The 19,535-nt window shown below is 67.6% G+C and carries 17 protein-coding genes; 7 read left to right on the forward strand and 10 right to left on the reverse strand.

All coding sequences use genetic code 11. The features are described from left to right. Window positions 1-68: 68 nt before the first annotated feature. Genes HWD99_RS08890 through HWD99_RS08900 form a run of 3 tightly spaced genes read left to right on the forward strand, consistent with a single transcriptional unit; the run spans window position 69 to window position 3,747 of the window. Window positions 69-974: a carbohydrate ABC transporter permease gene (locus HWD99_RS08890; protein ID WP_241795879.1), complete on the forward strand. Its 906-nt coding sequence runs from the start codon at window positions 69-71 to the stop codon at window positions 972-974. A 17-nt stretch (window positions 975-991) separates the two neighbouring features. Next, window positions 992-1,882 (forward strand): carbohydrate ABC transporter permease, encoded by an 891-nt coding sequence (locus HWD99_RS08895; RefSeq protein ID WP_241795880.1) that lies wholly within the window; start codon window positions 992-994, stop codon window positions 1,880-1,882. Beyond that, window positions 1,879-3,747, forward strand: coding sequence for a glycoside hydrolase family 127 protein (locus HWD99_RS08900; protein WP_374205459.1), 1,869 nt, complete (start codon window positions 1,879-1,881; stop codon window positions 3,745-3,747). The genes HWD99_RS08895 and HWD99_RS08900 overlap by 4 nt, the downstream gene beginning before the upstream one ends. Before the next feature lie 100 nt (window positions 3,748-3,847). On the opposite strand, the gene HWD99_RS08905 is transcribed toward HWD99_RS08900, so the two are convergent. The 10 genes from HWD99_RS08905 to HWD99_RS08950 all read right to left on the reverse strand — a co-directional run bounded on the left by HWD99_RS08905 (window position 3,848) and on the right by HWD99_RS08950 (window position 15,032). Continuing rightward, window positions 3,848-4,234: a hypothetical protein gene (locus HWD99_RS08905; protein WP_374205460.1), complete on the reverse strand. Its 387-nt coding sequence runs from the start codon at window positions 4,232-4,234 to the stop codon at window positions 3,848-3,850. A 110-nt stretch (window positions 4,235-4,344) separates the two neighbouring features. Beyond that, window positions 4,345-5,658 carry a putative T7SS-secreted protein gene (locus HWD99_RS08910; protein ID WP_241795883.1) on the reverse strand — a complete coding sequence of 438 codons (1,314 nt, stop codon included), beginning with the start codon at window positions 5,656-5,658 and terminating at the stop codon, window positions 4,345-4,347. Further along, window positions 5,658-5,948, reverse strand: a complete 291-nt coding sequence (locus tag HWD99_RS08915) for a type VII secretion target (RefSeq protein ID WP_241795884.1) — start codon at window positions 5,946-5,948, stop codon at window positions 5,658-5,660. Before HWD99_RS08915 ends, HWD99_RS08910 begins: the two co-directional genes overlap by 1 nt. Before the next feature lie 215 nt (window positions 5,949-6,163). After that, the gene (locus HWD99_RS08920) at window positions 6,164-7,201 is read right to left on the reverse strand and encodes an ABC transporter permease (protein ID WP_241795885.1); all 1,038 of its coding nucleotides are present in this window, start codon (window positions 7,199-7,201) and stop codon (window positions 6,164-6,166) included. Next, on the reverse strand, window positions 7,198-8,265 hold the full coding sequence (locus tag HWD99_RS08925; protein ID WP_241795886.1) for an ABC transporter permease: 1,068 nt from the start codon (window positions 8,263-8,265) through the stop codon (window positions 7,198-7,200). Before HWD99_RS08925 ends, HWD99_RS08920 begins: the two co-directional genes overlap by 4 nt. Then, window positions 8,262-9,869 (reverse strand): sugar ABC transporter ATP-binding protein, encoded by a 1,608-nt coding sequence (locus HWD99_RS08930; RefSeq protein ID WP_241795887.1) that lies wholly within the window; start codon window positions 9,867-9,869, stop codon window positions 8,262-8,264. Before HWD99_RS08930 ends, HWD99_RS08925 begins: the two co-directional genes overlap by 4 nt. Before the next feature lie 95 nt (window positions 9,870-9,964). Then, complete coding sequence (locus tag HWD99_RS08935; protein WP_241795888.1) at window positions 9,965-10,960, reverse strand: substrate-binding domain-containing protein; 996 nt, start codon at window positions 10,958-10,960, stop codon at window positions 9,965-9,967. Window positions 10,961-11,140: 180 nt separating this feature from the next. Further along, entirely contained in the window at window positions 11,141-12,688 is a 1,548-nt protein-coding gene (locus HWD99_RS08940) for a sugar ABC transporter ATP-binding protein (RefSeq protein WP_241795889.1), read from the reverse strand. Further along, window positions 12,685-13,704: a LacI family DNA-binding transcriptional regulator gene (locus HWD99_RS08945; RefSeq protein WP_241795890.1), complete on the reverse strand. Its 1,020-nt coding sequence runs from the start codon at window positions 13,702-13,704 to the stop codon at window positions 12,685-12,687. The genes HWD99_RS08940 and HWD99_RS08945 overlap by 4 nt, the downstream gene beginning before the upstream one ends. Window positions 13,705-13,772: 68 nt before the next feature. Beyond that, window positions 13,773-15,032 (reverse strand): D-arabinono-1,4-lactone oxidase, encoded by a 1,260-nt coding sequence (locus HWD99_RS08950; RefSeq protein WP_241795891.1) that lies wholly within the window; start codon window positions 15,030-15,032, stop codon window positions 13,773-13,775. 76 nt (window positions 15,033-15,108) lie between these two features. Between HWD99_RS08950 and HWD99_RS08955 the strand changes: the two genes are divergently transcribed. The 4 genes from HWD99_RS08955 (at window position 15,109) to HWD99_RS08970 (ending at window position 19,482) form a co-directional block, all read left to right on the forward strand. Next, window positions 15,109-16,155: a LacI family DNA-binding transcriptional regulator gene (locus HWD99_RS08955; RefSeq protein ID WP_241795892.1), complete on the forward strand. Its 1,047-nt coding sequence runs from the start codon at window positions 15,109-15,111 to the stop codon at window positions 16,153-16,155. 122 nt (window positions 16,156-16,277) lie between these two features. Next, window positions 16,278-17,624, forward strand: coding sequence for an extracellular solute-binding protein (locus HWD99_RS08960; RefSeq protein ID WP_241795893.1), 1,347 nt, complete (start codon window positions 16,278-16,280; stop codon window positions 17,622-17,624). Beyond that, window positions 17,621-18,571: a carbohydrate ABC transporter permease gene (locus HWD99_RS08965; protein ID WP_241795894.1), complete on the forward strand. Its 951-nt coding sequence runs from the start codon at window positions 17,621-17,623 to the stop codon at window positions 18,569-18,571. Before HWD99_RS08960 ends, HWD99_RS08965 begins: the two co-directional genes overlap by 4 nt. After that, window positions 18,571-19,482, forward strand: a complete 912-nt coding sequence (locus HWD99_RS08970) for a carbohydrate ABC transporter permease (RefSeq protein ID WP_241795895.1) — start codon at window positions 18,571-18,573, stop codon at window positions 19,480-19,482. Before HWD99_RS08965 ends, HWD99_RS08970 begins: the two co-directional genes overlap by 1 nt. The last annotated feature ends 53 nt before the right edge of the window (window positions 19,483-19,535 follow it).

The raw sequence follows: 19,535 nt of genomic DNA on the forward strand, positions 1-19,535 counted from the left end.
CGGCGTGGATCGCGTCGCCCCCGCATCCTCCCGCTCGCCCCCCGCACTCCCGATCGAAAGAGAACGAGATGACCCAGGCCGCACCCCCGCTGCCTCGCCGCAGACGGCGTACCGCCTTCGGCGGCCCTGTGCAGGGCTGGCTGTACGCCGCCCCGACGGCGATCTTCGTCGCCCTGCTGTTCATCGTGCCGCTGGTGCTCGTGGTGCAGATGTCGGCCTCCGACTGGCCTCTCCTGAGCGGCAACCGGGGCATCAACTTCCCCGAGAACTACGCGGATGCCGTCACGCACCGCCTCTTCTGGGATTCGATCCGCTTCACCCTGCTCTACACCGTCATCACGACCGTGATCCTGATCGGCCTCGGGCTCGGCCTCGCCCTCCTCGTGCAGGAGTCGACCCGATGGAAGGGCTTCCTGCGCACGGCGTTCCTGATCCCCAGCGCCCTGGGACTGGCATCCGCCTCGCTGCTGTTCTACGTGCTGTACTCCCCCATCGCCGGGCCGTTCGCGAACCTCATGAAGTCGTGGGGCATCACGTTCCTCGGCACCCCTGAGGGGGCGCTGTGGTCGACGATCTTCCTGATCGTGTGGCGCTACGCCGGCTTCTACATGCTGCTGATGCTGGTGGGCCTGCAGGGCATCCCCGACGACGTCTACGAGGCCGCCCGCATCGACGGCGCGAACCGGTGGCAGACGTTCCGCGACATCACGGTGCCGCTGCTCAAGCCGACCTTCGCGCTCACGACCGTGATGTGCGTGACAGGGTCGCTGCTCGCGTTCGAGCAGTTCTACATCCTCACCAAGGGCGGCCCCGACAACAGCACCATGACCGTCGTGCAGCTGATCTACAACGTGGCCTTCCAGGGGCAGAACAGTCTCGGCATCGCCGGCGCCCTCTCGGTGATCGTGCTGCTCGCGCTCATCGTGATCAACGTCTTCCAGCTGCGCGCGTTCCGCCGCACGGATGAGAACTGAGCGGAGAGCGGAGAACCATGTCTCAGAGCCTGACGCGCACGATCGTCGCCCCGAACCATCAGCCCGCCACGCCGCGGTACCGCTCGAAGGCCGCTCGCGTGATCTTCGGCATCCCGTACTGGGTGTTCACCACCGCCCTCGCGGTGATCTTCCTCTATCCGCTCATCTGGACCGGCGTCTCGTCGGTCAGCCCGATGGCGGGCACCAGCCAGACCGACGGCTGGGGGTTCGGCAACTACGCCGCCCTCGGCGAGTACCAGGCGGGGATCTGGGTGTATCTCGGCAACTCGCTCTTCGTGTCGGTCCTCACCGTGGCGCTCACACTGTTCATCTCGCTGCTGGGCGGCTACGCGTTCGCGCGCTTCTCGTTTCCCGGCAAGAACGCGCTGTTCCTGCTGACCCTCGCGATCCTGATGGTGCCGTATGCGACCCTGCTGATCCCGCTCTACGTGATCCTCAACGCCGTCGGCCTGCAGAACTCGCTCGTCGGCGTCGCACTCGTGATCACCATGTTCCAGCTGCCGTTCTCGCTGTTCATGATGCGCATCTCGTTCGAGTCGATCCCGAAGGAGATGGACGAGGCCGCGATGGTCGACGGATGCTCCAGCTGGGGCGCGCTGTGGCGGGTGCTGCTGCCTGCGGTCAAGCCAGGTCTCGTCACGGTCGGGCTGTTCGCGTTCCTCACGGCGTGGAACGACTTCATGGCCCCGCTCATCCTCATCAACGACACCAACCGCATGACGCTGCCGCTCGCGGTGGCCAACCTCCGCGGGCAGGTGCAGGGTGTCGTCGACTACGGCGCCACCGAGGCGGGAGTCGTCGTGCTGGCGCTCCCCTGCATCCTGCTCTTCCTGATCCTGCAACGACACTACGTGCGCGGCTTCATGTCCGGCGCCTTCAAGGGATGACCATGTTCGACACCACCACACCTGCCGCTCCCGTGGTCCCCACGCGCGGGCGACTGCGCCCCCTCGGCCTCGACGAGGTGCGCATCACCGGAGGGTTCTGGGGCGACCGCCAGACCGTCAACGGCCAAGCCACGCTCACACACATCGAATCGCGGCTCGAGTCGGAGGGGTGGCTGCCCAACTTCGATCTCGCGGCCGCCGGCACACTGCCGGCCGGGCGCCGAGGGCGCGAGTTCGCGGACTCCGAGATCTACAAGTTCCTCGAGGCGATGGCGTGGGAGATCGGACGGACGGATGCCGCCGCCGACAGCGATCTCGAACAGCGCTTCCGTCGAGTGGTCGACCGCGTCGCCGCCGCGCAGGAGCCCGACGGATACCTCAACACGATGTTCGGACGCGACGGTCAGGGCGAGCGCTGGTCGGCGCTGCAGTGGGGGCACGAGCTGTACTGCCTCGGTCATCTGTTCCAGGCAGCCGTCGCTCGGATGCGCACGAGACCGGATGCCGACGACGGCCTGGTTGACATCGCGCGCCGTGCCGCCGACCTCGTGTGCCGCGAGTTCGGCGCGGACGGACGAGACGCGATCTGCGGGCACGCCGAGGTCGAGGTCGGCCTCGCCGAGCTGGGCCGAGCTCTCGGCGAGCAGCGCTACGTCGATCAGGCCGCGCTCTTCGTCGAGCGACACGGTCGGGGGTCGCTGGGCGAGATCGAATGGGGGCGCAGCTACTTCCAGGACGACGTTCCGGTGCGCGAGGCGGAGGCGCTGCGCGGGCATTCCGTGCGGGCGAACTACCTCTCGTCAGCCGCAGCCGACGTCGCCGCCGAGACGTCGGACGAGCCTCTGCTCGACGCTCTGCGGCGGCAGTGGGACCGCACCGTCGAACGTCGCACCTACGTGACCGGCGGCCAGGGATCGCATCATCAGGACGAGGCCTTCGGCGACGACTGGGAGCTGCCGCCGGATCGCGCCTACTCCGAGACGTGTGCCGGCATCGGCTCGATCATGTTCTCGTGGCGCCTGCTCCTCGCGACCGGTGAAGCGCAGTACGCCGACCTGATCGAGCGCACGCTGTTCAACGTCGTCGCGACCTCTCCGGGGTCGGATGGACGGTCATTCTTCTATGCCAACACGCTGCACCAGCGCACGCCGGGAACGCCCGCGGATCCGGATGCCACGTCGCCGCGTGCCTCGTCGTCGCTGCGAGCCCCCTGGTTCGAGGTGTCGTGCTGCCCGCCGAATGTGGCGCGCACGTTCGCGAGCCTCGCCGCGTATCTGGCCACGGCGGACGATGACGGCGTGCAGCTGCATCAGTACGCGCCGTCGACCGTGCGCACGATCCTGCCGGGTGGGCGGGTCGTGGCGTTCGACGTGGCGACGGACTACCCCGCCGACGGCGACGTGCGCGTCACGATCGCCGACGACGTCGAGTTCACGCTGACGCTGCGCGTGCCGTCGTGGGCGTCGGGGGCGACGGTGCGCGTGCACAGCGGTGGGGAGGTCACGGAGTCTCCTGCGCCCACGGGCACCGTCGACGTCGCTCGCGTGTTCCGGGCCGGCGACATCGTCGAGCTGCGGCTGCCGATCGTCGCACGCGCCGCGGCACCGCATCCGATGGTGGATGCCGTGCGCGGCAGCATCGTGATCGAACGCGGCCCCGAGGTGATGGCGCTGGAGTCGACCGACTTCGGCGCTGATGCGGGCGAGGCCGTGTTCGTCGGCGACCCGATCGAGCGTGACGGGCAGGTGGTGCTGCCTGTGCGCCATCGCTCGTCCGGGACGGTAGTGGATGCCCCGCTCGTGGCTTATCACGACTGGGCCCGCCGGGGCCCCTCGACCATGAGGGTGTGGATTCCGTCCATGTGAAGTCAGGCCCTGACGAGGTCAGCTCCAGAGCGACGCGACGCGGGCCTCGGATTGCGGGTGCAGGACTGAGCGAGCGGTTCGTGCTCGACGCAGATGCGCATCAGCTGGCGCCTTCTTCGGATTCGGGTTTCGGCCAGCTCAGGTGGAGGTCGCGAAGCTCGTACGGGTGAGAAACCTCATCCGTGAGGAAGTACGTGTAGAACACGACGGCTGCTTCGTCAGCGGTGAAGACCTCGTGCGGGTAGACCGTGATGCTGTGGCGACCGTCGTCGAAGTGGATCACCTCGGTGGGCTCGCCTGTGCGATCGCCACCGGGCTTGCCGATCGCGTACTGGTGCGCGGTACCGTCAGGGTCGAGGCGACGCACCTCGAGAGCCAGCGCCTCGGCGGTGCCGGCGCACTGCATGTACTCGTCGCTGAGAGGGATGTCCTCGAGAAGGTCCGCGCCTTCGGGCGCTCGCCAGAGGCTCCATGCCCAGGTCGACAACCCATTCATCTGGTTCAGAGAGAATCGAATTTGATCCGGATACGGGCGGACGTAGTCTACGAGTGCGCCACGAGTGGAGTCGTTGATCTGTCGGATGTGTGTGGGCTGATTCATTTAACGGTCTCCAGCTGCACTCTAGTGATCTCAATCCTCTTACCGTTGTAAATGGCGGTCGCAGGGCGTTCGGGACTGACAGTGTTATCGAACCCTTTCTGGGCTGCGTCACGGACCCCGGTGCCTCCCTTGACCTCGATGCCGGTATACGTCCCATCGGCATTCTCGAAGAAGCCGTCGTAGTACCTGATCTGATCGGCGGTCGCGTCCGGCTTGTGGTGATAGCCCTCGATGCTCGCACGCACCTTGTCACGAATGACGTCTTGTCCAATATCCTCAGCGACTCGATCCAGTCCGATCTTCTCGGTGTCGACCCAGGGTCGTTGCCCGTCACCGTTCCAGTGGCCCTTGATGTCGCGACCCCCGTACTCGGGGTGCGGTGGCGGACGCTCCACGATACGGGTGGCATCATCGCCGGTCGCCTCGTTCATCCAGCGGGTGCTGGCGTGCCAGGCCGCTGCGAGCCCGGCTCCGGCGACCCCCGCTCCGGCCCACGCGACGCCGCCACCGGGTGCAGCTCCCACTCCGGTGAGCGCGACGGCGCCTCCGCCGCCGATCATGGTGCCGCCACCGATGACGAGCGCAACTCCGCCGAGGAGTTCGAGAAGGATGTCGGGGTGGTTGATGAGGGCGCTGCCCATCGAGGCGATGAAGTTCAGCTGCTCGATCGCCGGGTTGAGCACGGCGGTCTCGAACATGACCGTGCCGATCGCCCCCGCGACCGCCCAGTTCTTCGTGCTCTCCGCCTGCTTCGGAGTCTCCAGCGGCGCCGCATCGGCCGCCTCGTGAATGGCGTTCGCGGCATCCACGGCGTAGCGATCCAACACGCCCCGCGCGTTGGTCAAGACCTCCACGGCCTGTGCGCGCAGGTCCGCTCCGCCATCGACGAACGGGACGTCGAGCTCGACGTGTCGCAGGCCGAGGTCGCGCTCCAGCTCCCGCACCTTCACCCGGTGCTCCTGGTGCGCGGCGATCGTCGCCGCCTCCGCCTGCTCCCACACGTCGATTGCCCGTGCCGCTTCGTCCTGCGCCCACCGCAGAGCATCTCCGTAGGCCGACAGGGCGGCGGCGGCGCTCATCAGGTGCTCGCCGCATCTCTGCCACGACGACCGCACGTACTCGGCCCGCTCGAGGTATTTCTCGTGCGGGTACCCCGTCCACGCGGAATCGACCTCGAGGCCCCGCAGCCCATCCCGAAGCGTCGTGGCAGCCTCTGAGCGAGACCGCCACGCGGACGCGACCGTGTGCGCTGCGGCATACGAGCCCGGGATCAGTGCGACCGGGTCGTTCGTCATCCCCAACTCGGGCATCAGTAGTCGCTCTCCGACCAGATCATGTGGTCGAGTTCGCTGCTCGATGCCTCGTCACCCCGGTCGAAGATTTCGGCTGTCTGCCGCAGGTTCTCCGCCAACATGTCGACATCCCCGAGGCGCCGCCCCAGCGCGGTCGTCCAGGTGTCGCCGAATCGGGCCACCGCCGCATCGACCCAGTCCTCGCCCAGCCCCGAAGACTGCGCGACCACGGGCGATCCGAAGTCGCCCCGCACAGCCGCGGCCTTCGTCGCGAATGCGCGGAGCTCGTCCGTTTCCACATCTGCCATCGCCTCCCCCAATGCCCGAATGACGACTTTACGTCTTCACATGGGGCGTTTCTGCGGCTTGATGCGCTACATACCGGTGTGCAGGGATGCTTCATGGTCGACGCGGCTCAGCCGTCCGAGATCCCCGCCGGACCGCGGTCGACACCCGCCCCCGGGGGCACGCAAATGGCCCCCTGTCCACCGGACAGGGGGCCATCGGCGTGAGTCGGAGAGGGCTACTCCCGTTTTCGAGTGACCGCCCGCTGCAGCAGCACGAATACGAGCAGGATGCCGCCGGTGATGATGGTCGTCATCTCGGGTGGGATGCCTCCGTCGCGGGTGATCAGCACGTTCATGAGCCCGAGCACCAGTGCCCCGATGACCGAGCCGAGCACGTAACCGTATGCACCCGTCAGCACGGTGCCTCCGATCACCGCGGCGGCGATCGCATCGAGCTCCCACCCGATGCCGGTGATGTTCTGCGCGGTGCCGAGCCGCGCGGTGTACAACACGGCGGCGAGGCCCGCGAGGGCGCCGCTGATCACGTAGACGAGAACCTTCGTGCGGTGCACCGGCAGTCCCATCAGCAGCGCCGAGCTCTCGGATCCGCCGATCGCGTAGACCGTACGCCCGGTGCGCGTGCGGTGCAGCACGAAGAACGCGGCGGCCACGACGATGACCGCGACGAGAACCGCGGGGGTGATCACGAGGTCGTTGACCTTGGGACCGTCGATGATCTTCAGCTGCGCGCCGATCCAGCGGATGGGCGAGTCCTCGCCGAGCCGCTCGGGTGTGGTGCTGAGCAGCGAGGCGAGGCCCCGCCCGAGGAACATCATCGCCAGCGTCGCGATGAACGGCTGCACGTTGAAGTACCTGATCAGCACACCCGACACGATGCCGAAGAGCACTCCGATGCCGATCATCGCGATGATCACGGCGATGGCGTTCCACCCGGCGTTCGAGAGCATGACGCCCGCGACCGACGAGACCGCGATGATCGAGCCCACCGAGAGATCGATGCCTCCGGTGAGGATCACGAAGGTCAGGGCGACAGCGAGCACGATGAGGTGCGCGTTGTTGATGAGCAGGTTCGACAGGGTGTTGAACTGCAGGATGCGGCCGTAGGCGACTTCACCGAAGATCACCATGCCGACGAAGATGACGACCGATGCGATGGTCGGCAGCACCGACGGATTCGCGGTGATCATGCGTCGCAGGCGGTCGATGACGCTTTCGGTCGCCTGAGGAGCCGGCGCGGCGATCATGACGCTCATGCGGACACCTCTTCCTTGACGGTGATCTGTTCGACCGGTCGCTCCCTGCGGCGTCGACGGAACCAGCTGCGCACCCGCTGCGACTGGAGCAGACACAGCACCACGATCACGATGGCCTTGAAGGCCGGGGTCGCGGACGACGAGACGCCGAGATACAGCACGGTCTTGTCGAGGGTGGCGATCAGCAGTGCTCCGACGAACGCGCCGCTGAGCGAGAACTTTCCGCCCGCCAACGACGCGCCGCCGATGACGACCGCGAGGATCGCGTCGAGCTCTAGCTGATAGCCGGTACGGGAGATGTCGACGGTCATGACACTTCCGACGGACATGATGCCCGCGATGCCGGCGAGGATGCCGCTCATGATGTACGCGGTGAGCAGCAGGCCCTTCGGCTTGATGCCCGCCATGCGACTCGCCCGAGGGTTGATGCCGATGGCCTCGATCATGAGTCCCAGCGCGCTGCGCCTGACGACCCATCCGACGGCGATCACGATGAGCACGGCGAGGATGAACACCACGGGGATGCCGATCACGAAGCCGTTCGCGATCCAGCGGAACGCATCGTTGGAGGCCGTCGTGTTCTGCCCGCCGGTGATCACCTTGGCGATGCCACGACCGGCGAGCATGAGCACCAGCGTGGCGATGAAAGGCTGCAGCCCGACGTAGGCGACGAGCAGACCGTTGACCGCCCCGAGGATGCCGGTGATGACCAGCGCGAGTCCGACCGCGGCGAGTGCTGCGCCGAAGGAGTCGCCTGCGGCGCTGAGGAACTCCATCGAGACAGCCCCGGCGACGGCCATCAGCGAGCCGACAGAGAGGTCGATGCCACCGGTGGCGATCACGAGCGACATCCCGATCGCGATCATCATGATCGGCGCCGCCTGGCGCAGGATGTCGATGAGGTTGCCGACGAGGTTGCCGTTGTTGGGGTTGATCGAGAGCGCGAGGTAGGTCGGGTCCTTGATGACGTTCAAGGCGAGCAGCGCGAGGATCGCGACGATGCCCCAGAAGAACGGCTTGTGGATCAGATCCCGCCAGATGGTGGTGCCGGCTGACGCGGTCATCGCGCTGCCTCCTTGTCGGTCGTGTGGCCGATGGTATCCGGCAGTGCGCCGTCGGCGTCGTCGAGGGTGTCCGCGGCAGCCTCCACCCCGTGAGCGGCGATCACATCCACGATCACCTGGGCTGTCACGTCGGGGCCGTTCTGGATCTCGCCGATCTTGCGGTGGTCCTTGAGCACCACGATCCGCTCGGAGAGCCGCACGACCTCTTCGAGCTCCGACGAGATGAACACGACAGCGACACCGTCTTCCGCGAGCTCGGCCACTGCCTCCTGTATCTCCGCCTTCGCGCCCACATCGATGCCGCGCGTCGGCTCGTCGAGGATCAGCAGCTCGGGCTGCGTCGCGAGCCAGCGCCCGAGCAGCACCTTCTGCTGGTTGCCGCCGGAGAGGTTCTTGATCATCCGATCGGGGTCTGCCGGCCTGACGTTGAACTGCGCGATGTAGCGGTCGACGATCACATCCTGCTCCTTGCGGCTCATCGGCCGCGCCCAGCCCCGCTCAGCCTGCACCGCCAGGATGATGTTCTCGCGCACGGTCAGGTCTCCGATGATCCCCTCGTCACGGCGGTTCTCGGTCGAGAACGCGATCCGACGAGGCAGCGCGTCGGCGGGAGAGCGCAGGTCGACTGTGCGGCCGTGCAGTTCGAGCGTCCCCTCGTCGGCGCGATCTGCCCCGTAGAGCAGCCGGGCGAGCTCGGTGCGCCCGGAGCCCAACAGACCGGCGAAGCCGATCACCTCGCCGGGGAGGATGTCGAGGTCGGTCGCTTCGACCGCGCCCCGTCTCGCGATACCGGATGCCGCGAGCAGCGGCTTCTCGTCGGCGTCTCGCGGTGCGCGACGGCGGTTGCCCCCCAGCGACGTGAGCGCGTCGAGGTCCTTGCCGATCATGGTCGAGATGAGGGCGTGGCGGTCGAGGTCTCGGGTGAGGTACTCGCCCTCGTACCGTCCGTTGCGCAGCACCGTCAGTCGGTCGCTGATCGCATAGACCTGGTCGAGGAAGTGCGAGACGAAGAGGATCGCGACACCCTGGTCGCGCAGCGCCCGGATCACGGTGAAGAGCCCCTCGACCTCCGCGGCGTCGAGGCTGGAGGTCGGCTCGTCGAGAATGAGCACCTTGGCCTTGATCGCCATCGCTCGACTGATCGCGACGAGTTGCTGCATGGCGATCGACAGAGTCGAGAGCGGTCGGCGCGTGTCGAGGCGCCCGAGTCCGAGCCGATCGAGGGCTTCGGTCGCGGCGCGATGCGTGGCCGCCCAGTTGATGCCGAACACACCTCGCAGCTCGTGGCCGAGCATCACGTTCTCACCGATCGACAGGTTCGGGGCGAGGTTGACTTCTTGGTACACCGTCGAGATCCCGGCATCCTGCGCGTCCCCCGCTACGCCGAAGCTGCGCTCCTGACCTGCGACGACGATCGACCCGGAGTCGATCCGGTAGACACCGGTCAGGGCTTTGATCAGGGTCGATTTTCCGGCGCCGTTCTCTCCCATGAGCGCGTGGACCTCGCCCGGGAAAAGCCGGAAATCGACCCCGTCGAGGGCTTTCACGCCAGGGAACTCGATCGAGATCCCGCGCATCTCGACGATGGGCAGTGCTTCGTTCATCGCTGTCTCTCCGTCTGCAGAACCCGGGTGGCGCAGTGCTCCCGCCCCACCCGGGCTCGCTGCCGGATCACTCCGGCGTCGGGTTCGGTGCTCGGTCAGTACTTGCGGTCGGCGAGCACGGCCTGGGCCGCCTCGGCCGAGTCAAACGCCTCGCTGGGGACGACGATGTACGAGTCGACGTCCTCGCCCGCGAGGGCCTTCTCGACGACCTCGAGTGCGGTCTCCCCGAACAGCGGGTTGTACTCGTGCACGTAGCTGAGCTGGCCGTCAGCGAGCGCCTGCATGGCGTTCTTCGTACCGTCGATCGTGGCGATCTTGACATCCTCACCCACGACGAGGCCGGCCTCCTCGGCAGCCTGAGCGGCTCCGAGACCCATCTCGTCGTTCTGTGCGAACACGAGCTGGATGTCGTTGCCCGAGGACTTCAGCATGGTCTCGAACACGCTCTTGCCCTCTTCGGCCGACCAGTTCGCGGTCTGCGCGTCGAGCTTGGTGAGCGACGAGTCGCCGAGCCCCTCGTCGAATCCGGTGTTGCGCTCGTTCACGACGCCGACGCCCGCCGGCCCCTCGAGCACGACGTAGTTGCCGCCGTCGGGGAACGTGGCGGCGGCCCAGGTGCCGACCTCCTTCGCGACCTCGACGTTGTCGGGGGCGATGCGGGTCACATACAGGCTGTCGTCGTCGGGCTCGATGCCGCGGTCGAGCAGGATCACGGGGATCTCCGCCTCCTGTGCGCGCTTGAGCGAGTCCTCCCAGCCGGAGGCCTCGGTGGCCGACAGCAGGATGACATCGACGCCCTCGTCGACGAACGACGTGAACGCGTCGATCTGCGACTTCTGGTCGAGGTTGGTGGCGGGTGCGTACTTGAGGTCGTATCCGGCATCTTCGGTGAAGGTGTCCTGGATGTTCTGCTCGTTGGCCTCACGCCACGCACCCTCGGGACCGACGGCGACGAAGCCGACGGTGGTGAGCTCGTCCGACCCACCGCCCTCGCCACCCGAGTCGCCGGTCGAGCAGGCCGCAAGGCCGATGGTGAGTGCGCCGACTGCTGCCAGGCCGAACGCGATGCGGATGCGCTTCTTCGCGGACATTTCTTCTCCTCTTTGAGACGCCGGGAGTCACTCCGGCAATGGTGGAACCGTCATGGTCCTGTCGTGATTGCAGGACACCTGCACCGCGTGTCCTGCGGTGATGTTACCGGGAACATTTTCTTGAACACAAGAGTTCGTTACGAAATCGGTGAGATCAGTGTCGCTTGATCTTGTTACCGATCACAGTTCAGCGCTGTGGCTCAACTCTGCCGCGATCATCTCGACCACCGTGTCGACCGTGACGCCGGGACCGTTGCTGAGCTCGCCGATCTTCTCGCGGTCCTTGAGCACGATGATGCGGTCACTCAGCCGCACCACCTCTTCGAGCTCTGACGAGATGAAGACCACCGCGACGCCGTCGCCGGCCAGCTGGCTGATGCGGCGCTGGACGTCGAGCTTCGCGGCGATGTCGATACCGCGCGTGGGCTCGTCGAGGATCAGCACGTGCGGGCGCACGGCCAGCGCCCGAGCGAGCAGGATCTTCTGCTGGGTGCCGCCGGACAGCAGTTCGACCGGTCGATCGAGGTCCGCCGGGTCCAGATGCAGCGCCTCGACGTAGGTCTCGACGAGCGCCGACGCCTCGGCCTGCGAGAGCGGTCGCGACCACCCGCGCAACGCCTGCAGTGAGAGGATCATGTTCTCTCTCGCCGTCAGCTCGCCGATGATGCCCTGCGTGCCGCGATTCTCCGCGGACAGCGCGATCCGATGGCGCAGTGCGACCGACGGACTGCGCAGCTGCACCTGCTCGCCGTCGACCCAGAGCACTCCGCTGTCTGCTCGCACAGCACCGCTCAGGAGCGAGGCGACCTCGGTGCGCCCGGAGCCTCGGAGCCCGGCCAGCCCCACGATCTCACCCCGCTGGATCTCGATGTCCATCTGCTCGAGTTCCCCCCGGCGGCCGATGTCCGAGGCCTGCAGCGCGGGCTGGCCGTCGGACGAGTAGTGGTGCGCCTTGCGCTCCGAACCGAGGGCCCGGAGGCTGTCGATGTCCTTGCCGAGCATCTTCGAGATCAGGTCGGCGCGATCCAGGTCGCGGGTGGCGTACTCGCCGACCCGACTGCCACCTCGCAGCACTGTCATCCGATCGCTGATCGCGAAGGCCTGCTCGAGGAAGTGCGAGATGAACAGGATCGCCACCCCGCGCTGTCGGAGCCCACGGATGACGCGCATCAGTGTGGCGACCTCTGCCACGTCGAGGCTCGAGGTGGGTTCATCCAGCACCAGGACCCGTGGCTCGTCGACGACGGCTCGGGCGAGAGCCACGAGCTGCTTCTGCGCAGGCGTCAGCACCGACAGCGGCGTCTTGGGATCGAGGTCGTCGAGTCCCAGCCGCGCGAGCGCCTCGGCGGCATCCGCCCTGGTGCGTCGCCAGTCGATGCCGAATCGCCCTCGGCGCTCTCGCCCGAGCATCACGTTCTCGGCGACGCTGAGGTTCGGACTCAGCTGCGCCTCCTGGAACACGGTGGCGATTCCGGCGGCTCGACTGTCGGCGACTCCGCCGAAGCGGCGTGGCTCGCCGTCGACGAACACCGCACCCGCGTGCGGCGTGTGCGTGCCGGTGATCACGCCGACGAGAGTCGACTTGCCCGCCGCATTCTCGCCCATGACGGCATGCACCTCGCCGGCGAACAGGCGGAAGTCGACATCGTCGAGCGCACGTACGCCGGGGAACTCGACCGTGATGCCCTCGAGCCGCACGATCGGCTCGGGACCACGGTCGGGTGTCATCGCACCTCCCGCGCCGCGGCCGACGAGGCGCGCGCCACGAGTTCGGTCGGGATGCGGGTGAGCGCGGGGATGTCGCGTCCCTCGATCGCCGCGCGCAGCATCTCGACGACCGAGACGCCGAGCGCGCCGAAGTCCTGCCGCACGGTCGTGAGCGGCGGCACGAAATGCCGGGCGAGCGGGATGTCGTCGAAACCGACCACGCTGAGATCGGTGGGCACCTCGAAGCCGCGGTCGTGCAGGCCGTGGATCAGACCGATCGCCATGTCATCATTGGCGGCGAAGATCGCCGTGTACTCGGGCAGGCGCGTCAGTCCCTTCGCGAAATCGTAGGCGAAGTCGGCAGACCAGTCGCCGACGACGATCGGGCGCTCGCGGATGCCCCACGACTTCGCCCTCGAGTGGAACGCGCGCTCCCTGGCCCTGGCGTCCAGCCAGTCCAGAGGGCCGGAGAGATGCAGGATGTCGCGATGGCCGAGCGCGACGAGATGGTCGACGACCAGCGTCGTGCCGGCGTGCTGGTCGATCGACACGGTGAGGAAGGTCGGATCGGCGTCAGCCTTGACGACCAGCATCGGCACCGCGATCGCGATGCGGCGAAGGGCGGCGACGGACGACGATCGCGGCGCGATCACGCAGAGCGCGTCGACACCCTGCGTGACGAGGTTGTCGACGGCCTCCTGCGGAGACAGCGCATCGCCCTCATGCAGCGCGATCGGAGTGACCGAGTACCCCGCGGCACGCGCCGACAGCTCGACCGCACGGAGGATGCTGGTCGGGCCGTGCGCCACCGCGCTCTCTACGATGACACCGATGCGTCGGGTGCGCTGGGTCGCCAGCGCTCTGGCAACGAGATTGGGCCGGTAGTCGAGCTCCTCGATTGCCTCGAGCACACGTCGCCGCGTGTCGGGCTTGATGTTCGGGTGATCGTTGAGCACTCGCGACACGGTCATATGAGACACACCGGCGATGGTCGCGACCTGGCGGATGTTGGGCTTGTCGGAGCCGACGTTCGCCATGCGCACCTCCGTCGGCCGAACCTCGGGAAATGTTACCGAGAACAACCGCGGTGGTGCAATGGATGCCGCTACAGCCCGAGGCGCTCCAGATACGGGTTCACGAGCCGGCGCTCGGGGTCGAACCGGGCGGCGAGCGCCGCGAAGTCCTCCCAGCGCTCGTACCGCGAGCGCACCTCGGCGCCGTCGAGCGTGAACACCTTGCCCCAGTGCGGGCGGGCCGTGGCCGGCAGCAGGGCCTCGAGCGTGGGCAGGAATTCGCGCACCGCCGCTTCGTCGGGCTTCCAGGTGAAGTGGATGCCGACGGCATCCGTTCCGTGCGAGGAGCTGAGCCACAGCTCGTCGGCGGCGACCGTGCGGATCTCATTGACGAGAAGCAGCGGCGCGATCTGACCGGCGAGCGTGCGCACGGCCTGGATCGCGGCCACGGCATCGGCGCGCGGCACGAAGTACTCGCTCTGGATCTCGGCACCCGCAGACGGGGTGAACTCGAGCTTGAAGTGCGCGAGGCGCTCGAACCACGGCCCCGGCACTCCGAGCTGCTCGGTGCAGGCGACCGGGTCGACGCCGATGATGGGGTGCCGCTTGGCGGTCGCCGCTTCGCCGTCGATGCGCGAGAAGAGGTCGGCGCGGGCGATCTCGCGTGCCTCGGGCTGCCGCTGCTTGACCCAGATCTGGTCGGCGACGTCGGTGCGCTCCCAGCGCGAGAAGATGCTCACGCTCGTGCCGATGCTCGTCACCTCGTCGAAGTCGGCGAGGATCGCGTCCCACGACGGATGCTCGAACACGTGCTGTGCGACCTCGTACGCCGGTTCGACGTCGAGGGTCACGTCGATCACTGCGCCGAGCGCGCCCAGACTCACGACTGCGCCGCCGAAGTCGTCGTCGCCGCGCTGCAGCGCGCGCACCTCACCCGAGGGCGTGACGATCGTGAGCGCGCGCACCGCGCTGGCCAGAGAGCCGATCGCGTCGCCCGACCCGTGCGTACCCGTGGCCACCGCCCCGGCGATCGAGATGTGCGGCAGCGAGGCGAGATTGGCGAGCGCGAGCCCCTCGGCATCGAGCAGCGGAGCGATGTCGCCGTACCGCAGGCCGCCCGAGACGCGCACGGCATCGCGCGCCTCGTTCACCTCGAAGACCGTGGGCATGCGATCGAGCACGATCAGCAGTCCGTCGGTGTCGGCGATGTCGTTGAAGCAGTGCCGCGAACCGAGCATCCGCACCCTGCCCCCTCGGGAGAGCAGCGCCTGCAGCTCGTCGACCGACGCAGGGTGCTCCACTCCGGATGCTCGGTAGGTGAGGTTGCCTGCCCAGTTGCGTTCGATCGTCATGGCGCCATGTTAGCCACGGCTGCGGGTTGTCCATCGATGCACCGGGCGCGCCGAGGTGCCCGACTAGGCTGACCGCATGACAGCGACGCCACCGCCCCGAGCGACCATGAAGGACGTCGCGGCGCTGGCCGGAGTCTCGATAAAGACCGTCTCGAACGTCGTCACCGGCACCGTCGCGGTGCGCAAGGAGACCCGCGTCAAGGTCGAGGCCGCGATGGCGCAGCTCGACTTCGTCCCCAATCTCAACGCCCGCGGACTCCGCAAGGGGCGCTCGGGCATCATCGCCGTCGCGCTGCCCGACCTCGCCACCGCGTTCTCGGCCGAGCTGTTGCACCGCATCGTCGAGACGGCGCACGAACGCGGCCTCGCCGTGCAGATCGAGGAGACCGCGACCGACCCCGAGCGTGAGAAGGAGCTCGTCTCGCGCGCCCGCGCCCACCTCGTCGACGGACTCATCCTGAACCCGATCCGTCTCGAAGACAGCGTGCTCGAATTCGGTGATCACCTGCCACCGCTCGTGGTGATCGGCGAGGTGGAGCAGAGCCGGGCCGACCATGTGCGCATCGATAGCAGACGTGCGGCTGCCGACGCCACGCGGCATGTGCTGTCCCGCGGCGCGACGCGCATCGCCGTGATCGGTGCGGACGATGACCCCTCGGTCGCGACGGCGACGAGCAGGCTCCGACTCGAGGGCGTGCACGATGCTCTGCGCGAGGCCGGGATCCCCCGCGACGCCGCGCTCGAGATCAACCCGATGCCCTGGTCGATGACCGGCGGAGCCGCTGGTGTCGAGACGCTGTTCCGCCGCGCCGTCGCCTTCGACGCGATCGTCGCCTTGACCGACACCCTCGCGCTCGGCGCCCTGCACGCCCTGCACGATCACGGCGTCAGCGTGCCCGACGACGTGATCGTGACCGGCTTCGACGACGTGGAGTTCTCGCGCTACACCTCCCCGTCTCTCACCACCATCGCGTTCGATCGCCGCGCCTTCGCCGATGCCGCGCTCGGACTGCTCGAGTCGCGGATGGATGATCGTGCCGCTCCGCCGCGCGCGCTCACGCTGTCGCACCACCTGCTCGAGCGAGCCAGCACGGACGGCACGCCCCGCGGCTACCGCCCCTGACTCCGAGCCTCGGCCCGTCGCCGCACACGGTGCGATCCGAAAGTCGGAGATGACTCTTGCGAGTCGATTACATCGATGTAATGATGTAGCTCGATCCCGACCGCAGTCACGAAGGAGTGACGATGACACCCCCGCTCGATCTGTCTCGGCGGCAGTTCCTCACTGCCGCCTCCGTCACGGCCGCCGCAGCCCTGCTGGCCGGCTGTGCGCCGGGCACTGTATCCGGCGCGAACGGCGCGAACGCCGCCACCCTGCAGTTCTGGCACCTGCTCTCGGGCGGCGACGGCGTCACGATGTCGCAGCTGCTCGACACCGCCAACGCGGCACAGAACGCATACCGCATCCGCCCCACCGTCCTCGCGTGGGGAACGCCCTATTACACGAAGCTCGCCATGGCCGGAGCCGGCGGCCGGGCGCCCGATGTCGCGATCATGCACGCCACGCGCACCGTCGGCTGGGCACCGGGGGGCCTGCTCGACACGTGGGATCTCGACCGCCTCGCAGCCCTCGGCGTCGACGCCTCGACCTTCCCGAAGCCCATCTGGGAGAAGGGCTTCGTCGGCGAGAACATGTACAGCATCGCGCTCGACGCCCATCCGTTCGTGGCGATGTTCAACACCGACATCTGCGACGCGGCGGGCGTGCTCGACAGCGACGGGCGCCTACAGGAGACCTCCTCGCCCGAGGAGTTCCTCGACCAGCTGCGCACGATCGGCGGCAAGGCCGACGGCCACGCGCTCTCGTACGGCTACCTCGGCGACGGCGCGCAGATGTGGCGCCTGTTCTACACCTTCTACTCGCAGCACGGCGGCGCCATGGAGCTTCCTGCCGGCGGCAAAGCGGTGATCGACAAGGATGCCGCGGTCGAATCGCTCACACTCATGCGCACCCTGCTCGACGGTGAGATCGCCCTCGCGCAGGCCGACTACGGCAGCGCGGTGGCAGAGTTCGCGACCGGCAAGAGCGGGATGCTGTTCACCGGCGTCTGGGAGCTGCGCACCATGCAGAGCGCCGATCTCCCCTTCGACGCGACCATGATCCCCACGCTCTACGGCACCCCCGCGGTCTACGCCGACTCGCACTCGTTCGTGCTGCCGCACCAGACCAACGCCGACGAGCAGAAGCGCGAGCTGACCTACCAGTTCGTCGCCGACATGCTGAAGGGCTCGTTCGGCTGGGCCGAGGCCGGGCACATCCCCGCCTACCTTCCCGTGACCGAGTCGCCCGAGTACGCCGACCTGATCCCGCAGGCGCACTACGCCGAGGCCGCACAGCACGTGGTCTACGATCCGACCGCCTGGTTCACCGGCAGCGGCTCGAACTTCCAGGGCGAGTTCGGCGCCGCCGTGCAGGGCGTGCTGCTGTCGGGCGACGACCCTGCCGCCGCGGTCGACCGCTTCGAGACACGCGTCAACGCCCTGCTCCGACAGCCGAACCCGGCAGACCCTGAGGGGACGTTCGCATCATGACCACCGCGACCGACTCCACCCGCACGATCGTCACCGGCTCCAAGGCCGCATTCCCGGCCCGCCGCGCCGGCTCCTCCCGCAACCGCGAGCAGCTGATCAGCTGGGCGTTCCTCGCCCCGTTCCTCGTCGCCTTCGCGCTGTTCCTCGTCTGGCCGATCGTGCACGGCGTCATCCTCAGCTTCACCGACCAGTCGCTCACCGGCGCCGGTGGCTCGTTCATCGGGTTCGCGAACTACGCCGAGGCGCTCACCGACCCCAAGATGTGGCAGTCGATGGGCAACACGGTGTGGTTCACGCTGCTCTCGACCGTGCCGCTCGTCGTGGTCGCGCTGCTGATGGCGGCGCTCGTCGACCGCGGCATCCCCGGCCAGTGGCTGTGGCGGCTGTCGTTCTTCATGCCGTATCTGCTCGCCTCGACCGTGATCTCGCAGATCTGGGTCTGGATCTTCAACCCGCAGATCGGCGCCGCGAACAACATCCTGAAAGCCTTCGGTCTCGAACCGCTGGCCTGGCTGCAGAACCCCGACACGAACATGCTGTCGATCGTGATCGCGACGGTCTGGTGGACGGTCGGCTTCAACTTCCTGCTGTACCTGGCGGCGATGCAGAACATCCCGCCGCAGCAGTACGAGGCCGCCTCCCTCGACGGCGCGGGCCCCTGGCGGCAGTTCTGGTCGATCACGCTCCCCCAGCTGGGTCCGGCGACCGTGCTGATCCTGATCCTGCAGATCCTCGCATCGCTGAAGCTGTTCGATCAGGCGTACCAGATGCTCGGCGGCGTCGCGAGCGACACCACCCGCTCGATCGTCCAGTACATCTACGAAGCGGGCTTCGTCAGCTACCGATTCGGCTACTCGGCCGCGATCTCCTATGTGTTCTTCGCTCTCATCGTCATCATCGGCGTCGCGCAGGCTCTGATCTCGCGCCGCCGGAAGGAGCAGCTGTGATGTCCTCCGCCACCTTCACCGAAACCATCACCACGCCCACGGGCAGGCCTCCGCGCGCCCGTCGCTCGCACCTCCCCGGTCAGAAGCCGTTCGGCGCCCTGCGCATCAGCGCCCTCATCGTGCTGATCGTCCTCGCGATCGGCTGGCTGCTGCCGTTCCTCTGGGCAGTCGCGACCGCCTTCAAGACCGAGACGGATGCCGCCAGCGGCGACCCCTCGTGGATCGGCGCCTCCGGTCCGACGGTCGAGGCGTTCACGGCGATCCTGTCGCAGGGCAACGTCTACACCTGGGCGTTCAACAGCCTGTGGACGTCGATCGCGGTGACCCTGATCACCCTGGCGATCTCGGCCCTCGCGGCGTACGCCTTCTCGCGGCTCGACTTCACCGGCCGCAAGTGGCTGTTCGTCGCGGTCATCGCGTCGATCGTCGTGCCGCCGCAGGTGCTGATCATCCCGCTCTTCTACCAGATGCTCGCGTTCAACATGATCGACACCTACTGGGGCCTGATCCTCCCGCAGGTCGTCGCCCCTGCCATGGTGTTCATCCTGAAGAGGTTCTTCGACGCGATCCCGATCGAGCTCGAAGACGCGGCCCGCGTCGACGGCGCCAGCCGGCTGCGCATCTTCTGGTCGATCGTGCTGCCGCTCTCGCGGCCGATCCTGGCATCCGTCGCGATCTTCGTGTTCATCGGCGCCTGGAACAACTTCCTCTGGCCGTTCCTCGTCATCAACGACACCACGCTGATGACGCTGCCCGTCGGCCTCCAGACCGTGATCAGCGCCTACGGCGTGCAGTACGCGCAGGTCATGGCCCAGGCCGTGCTCGCGGCGCTGCCGCTCATCATCGTGTTCATCATCTTCCAGAAGCAGATCGTCAAGGGCGTCGCGACCAGCGGCTTCGGCGGTCAGTAGTCCCCCCACCCGGCCACAGAGCCACAACCGGCCACAGAGCCAGATACAAGGAG

Source organism: Microbacterium sp. C5A9 (genome assembly GCF_022627955.1).
Taxonomy (GTDB): domain Bacteria; phylum Actinomycetota; class Actinomycetes; order Actinomycetales; family Microbacteriaceae; genus Microbacterium.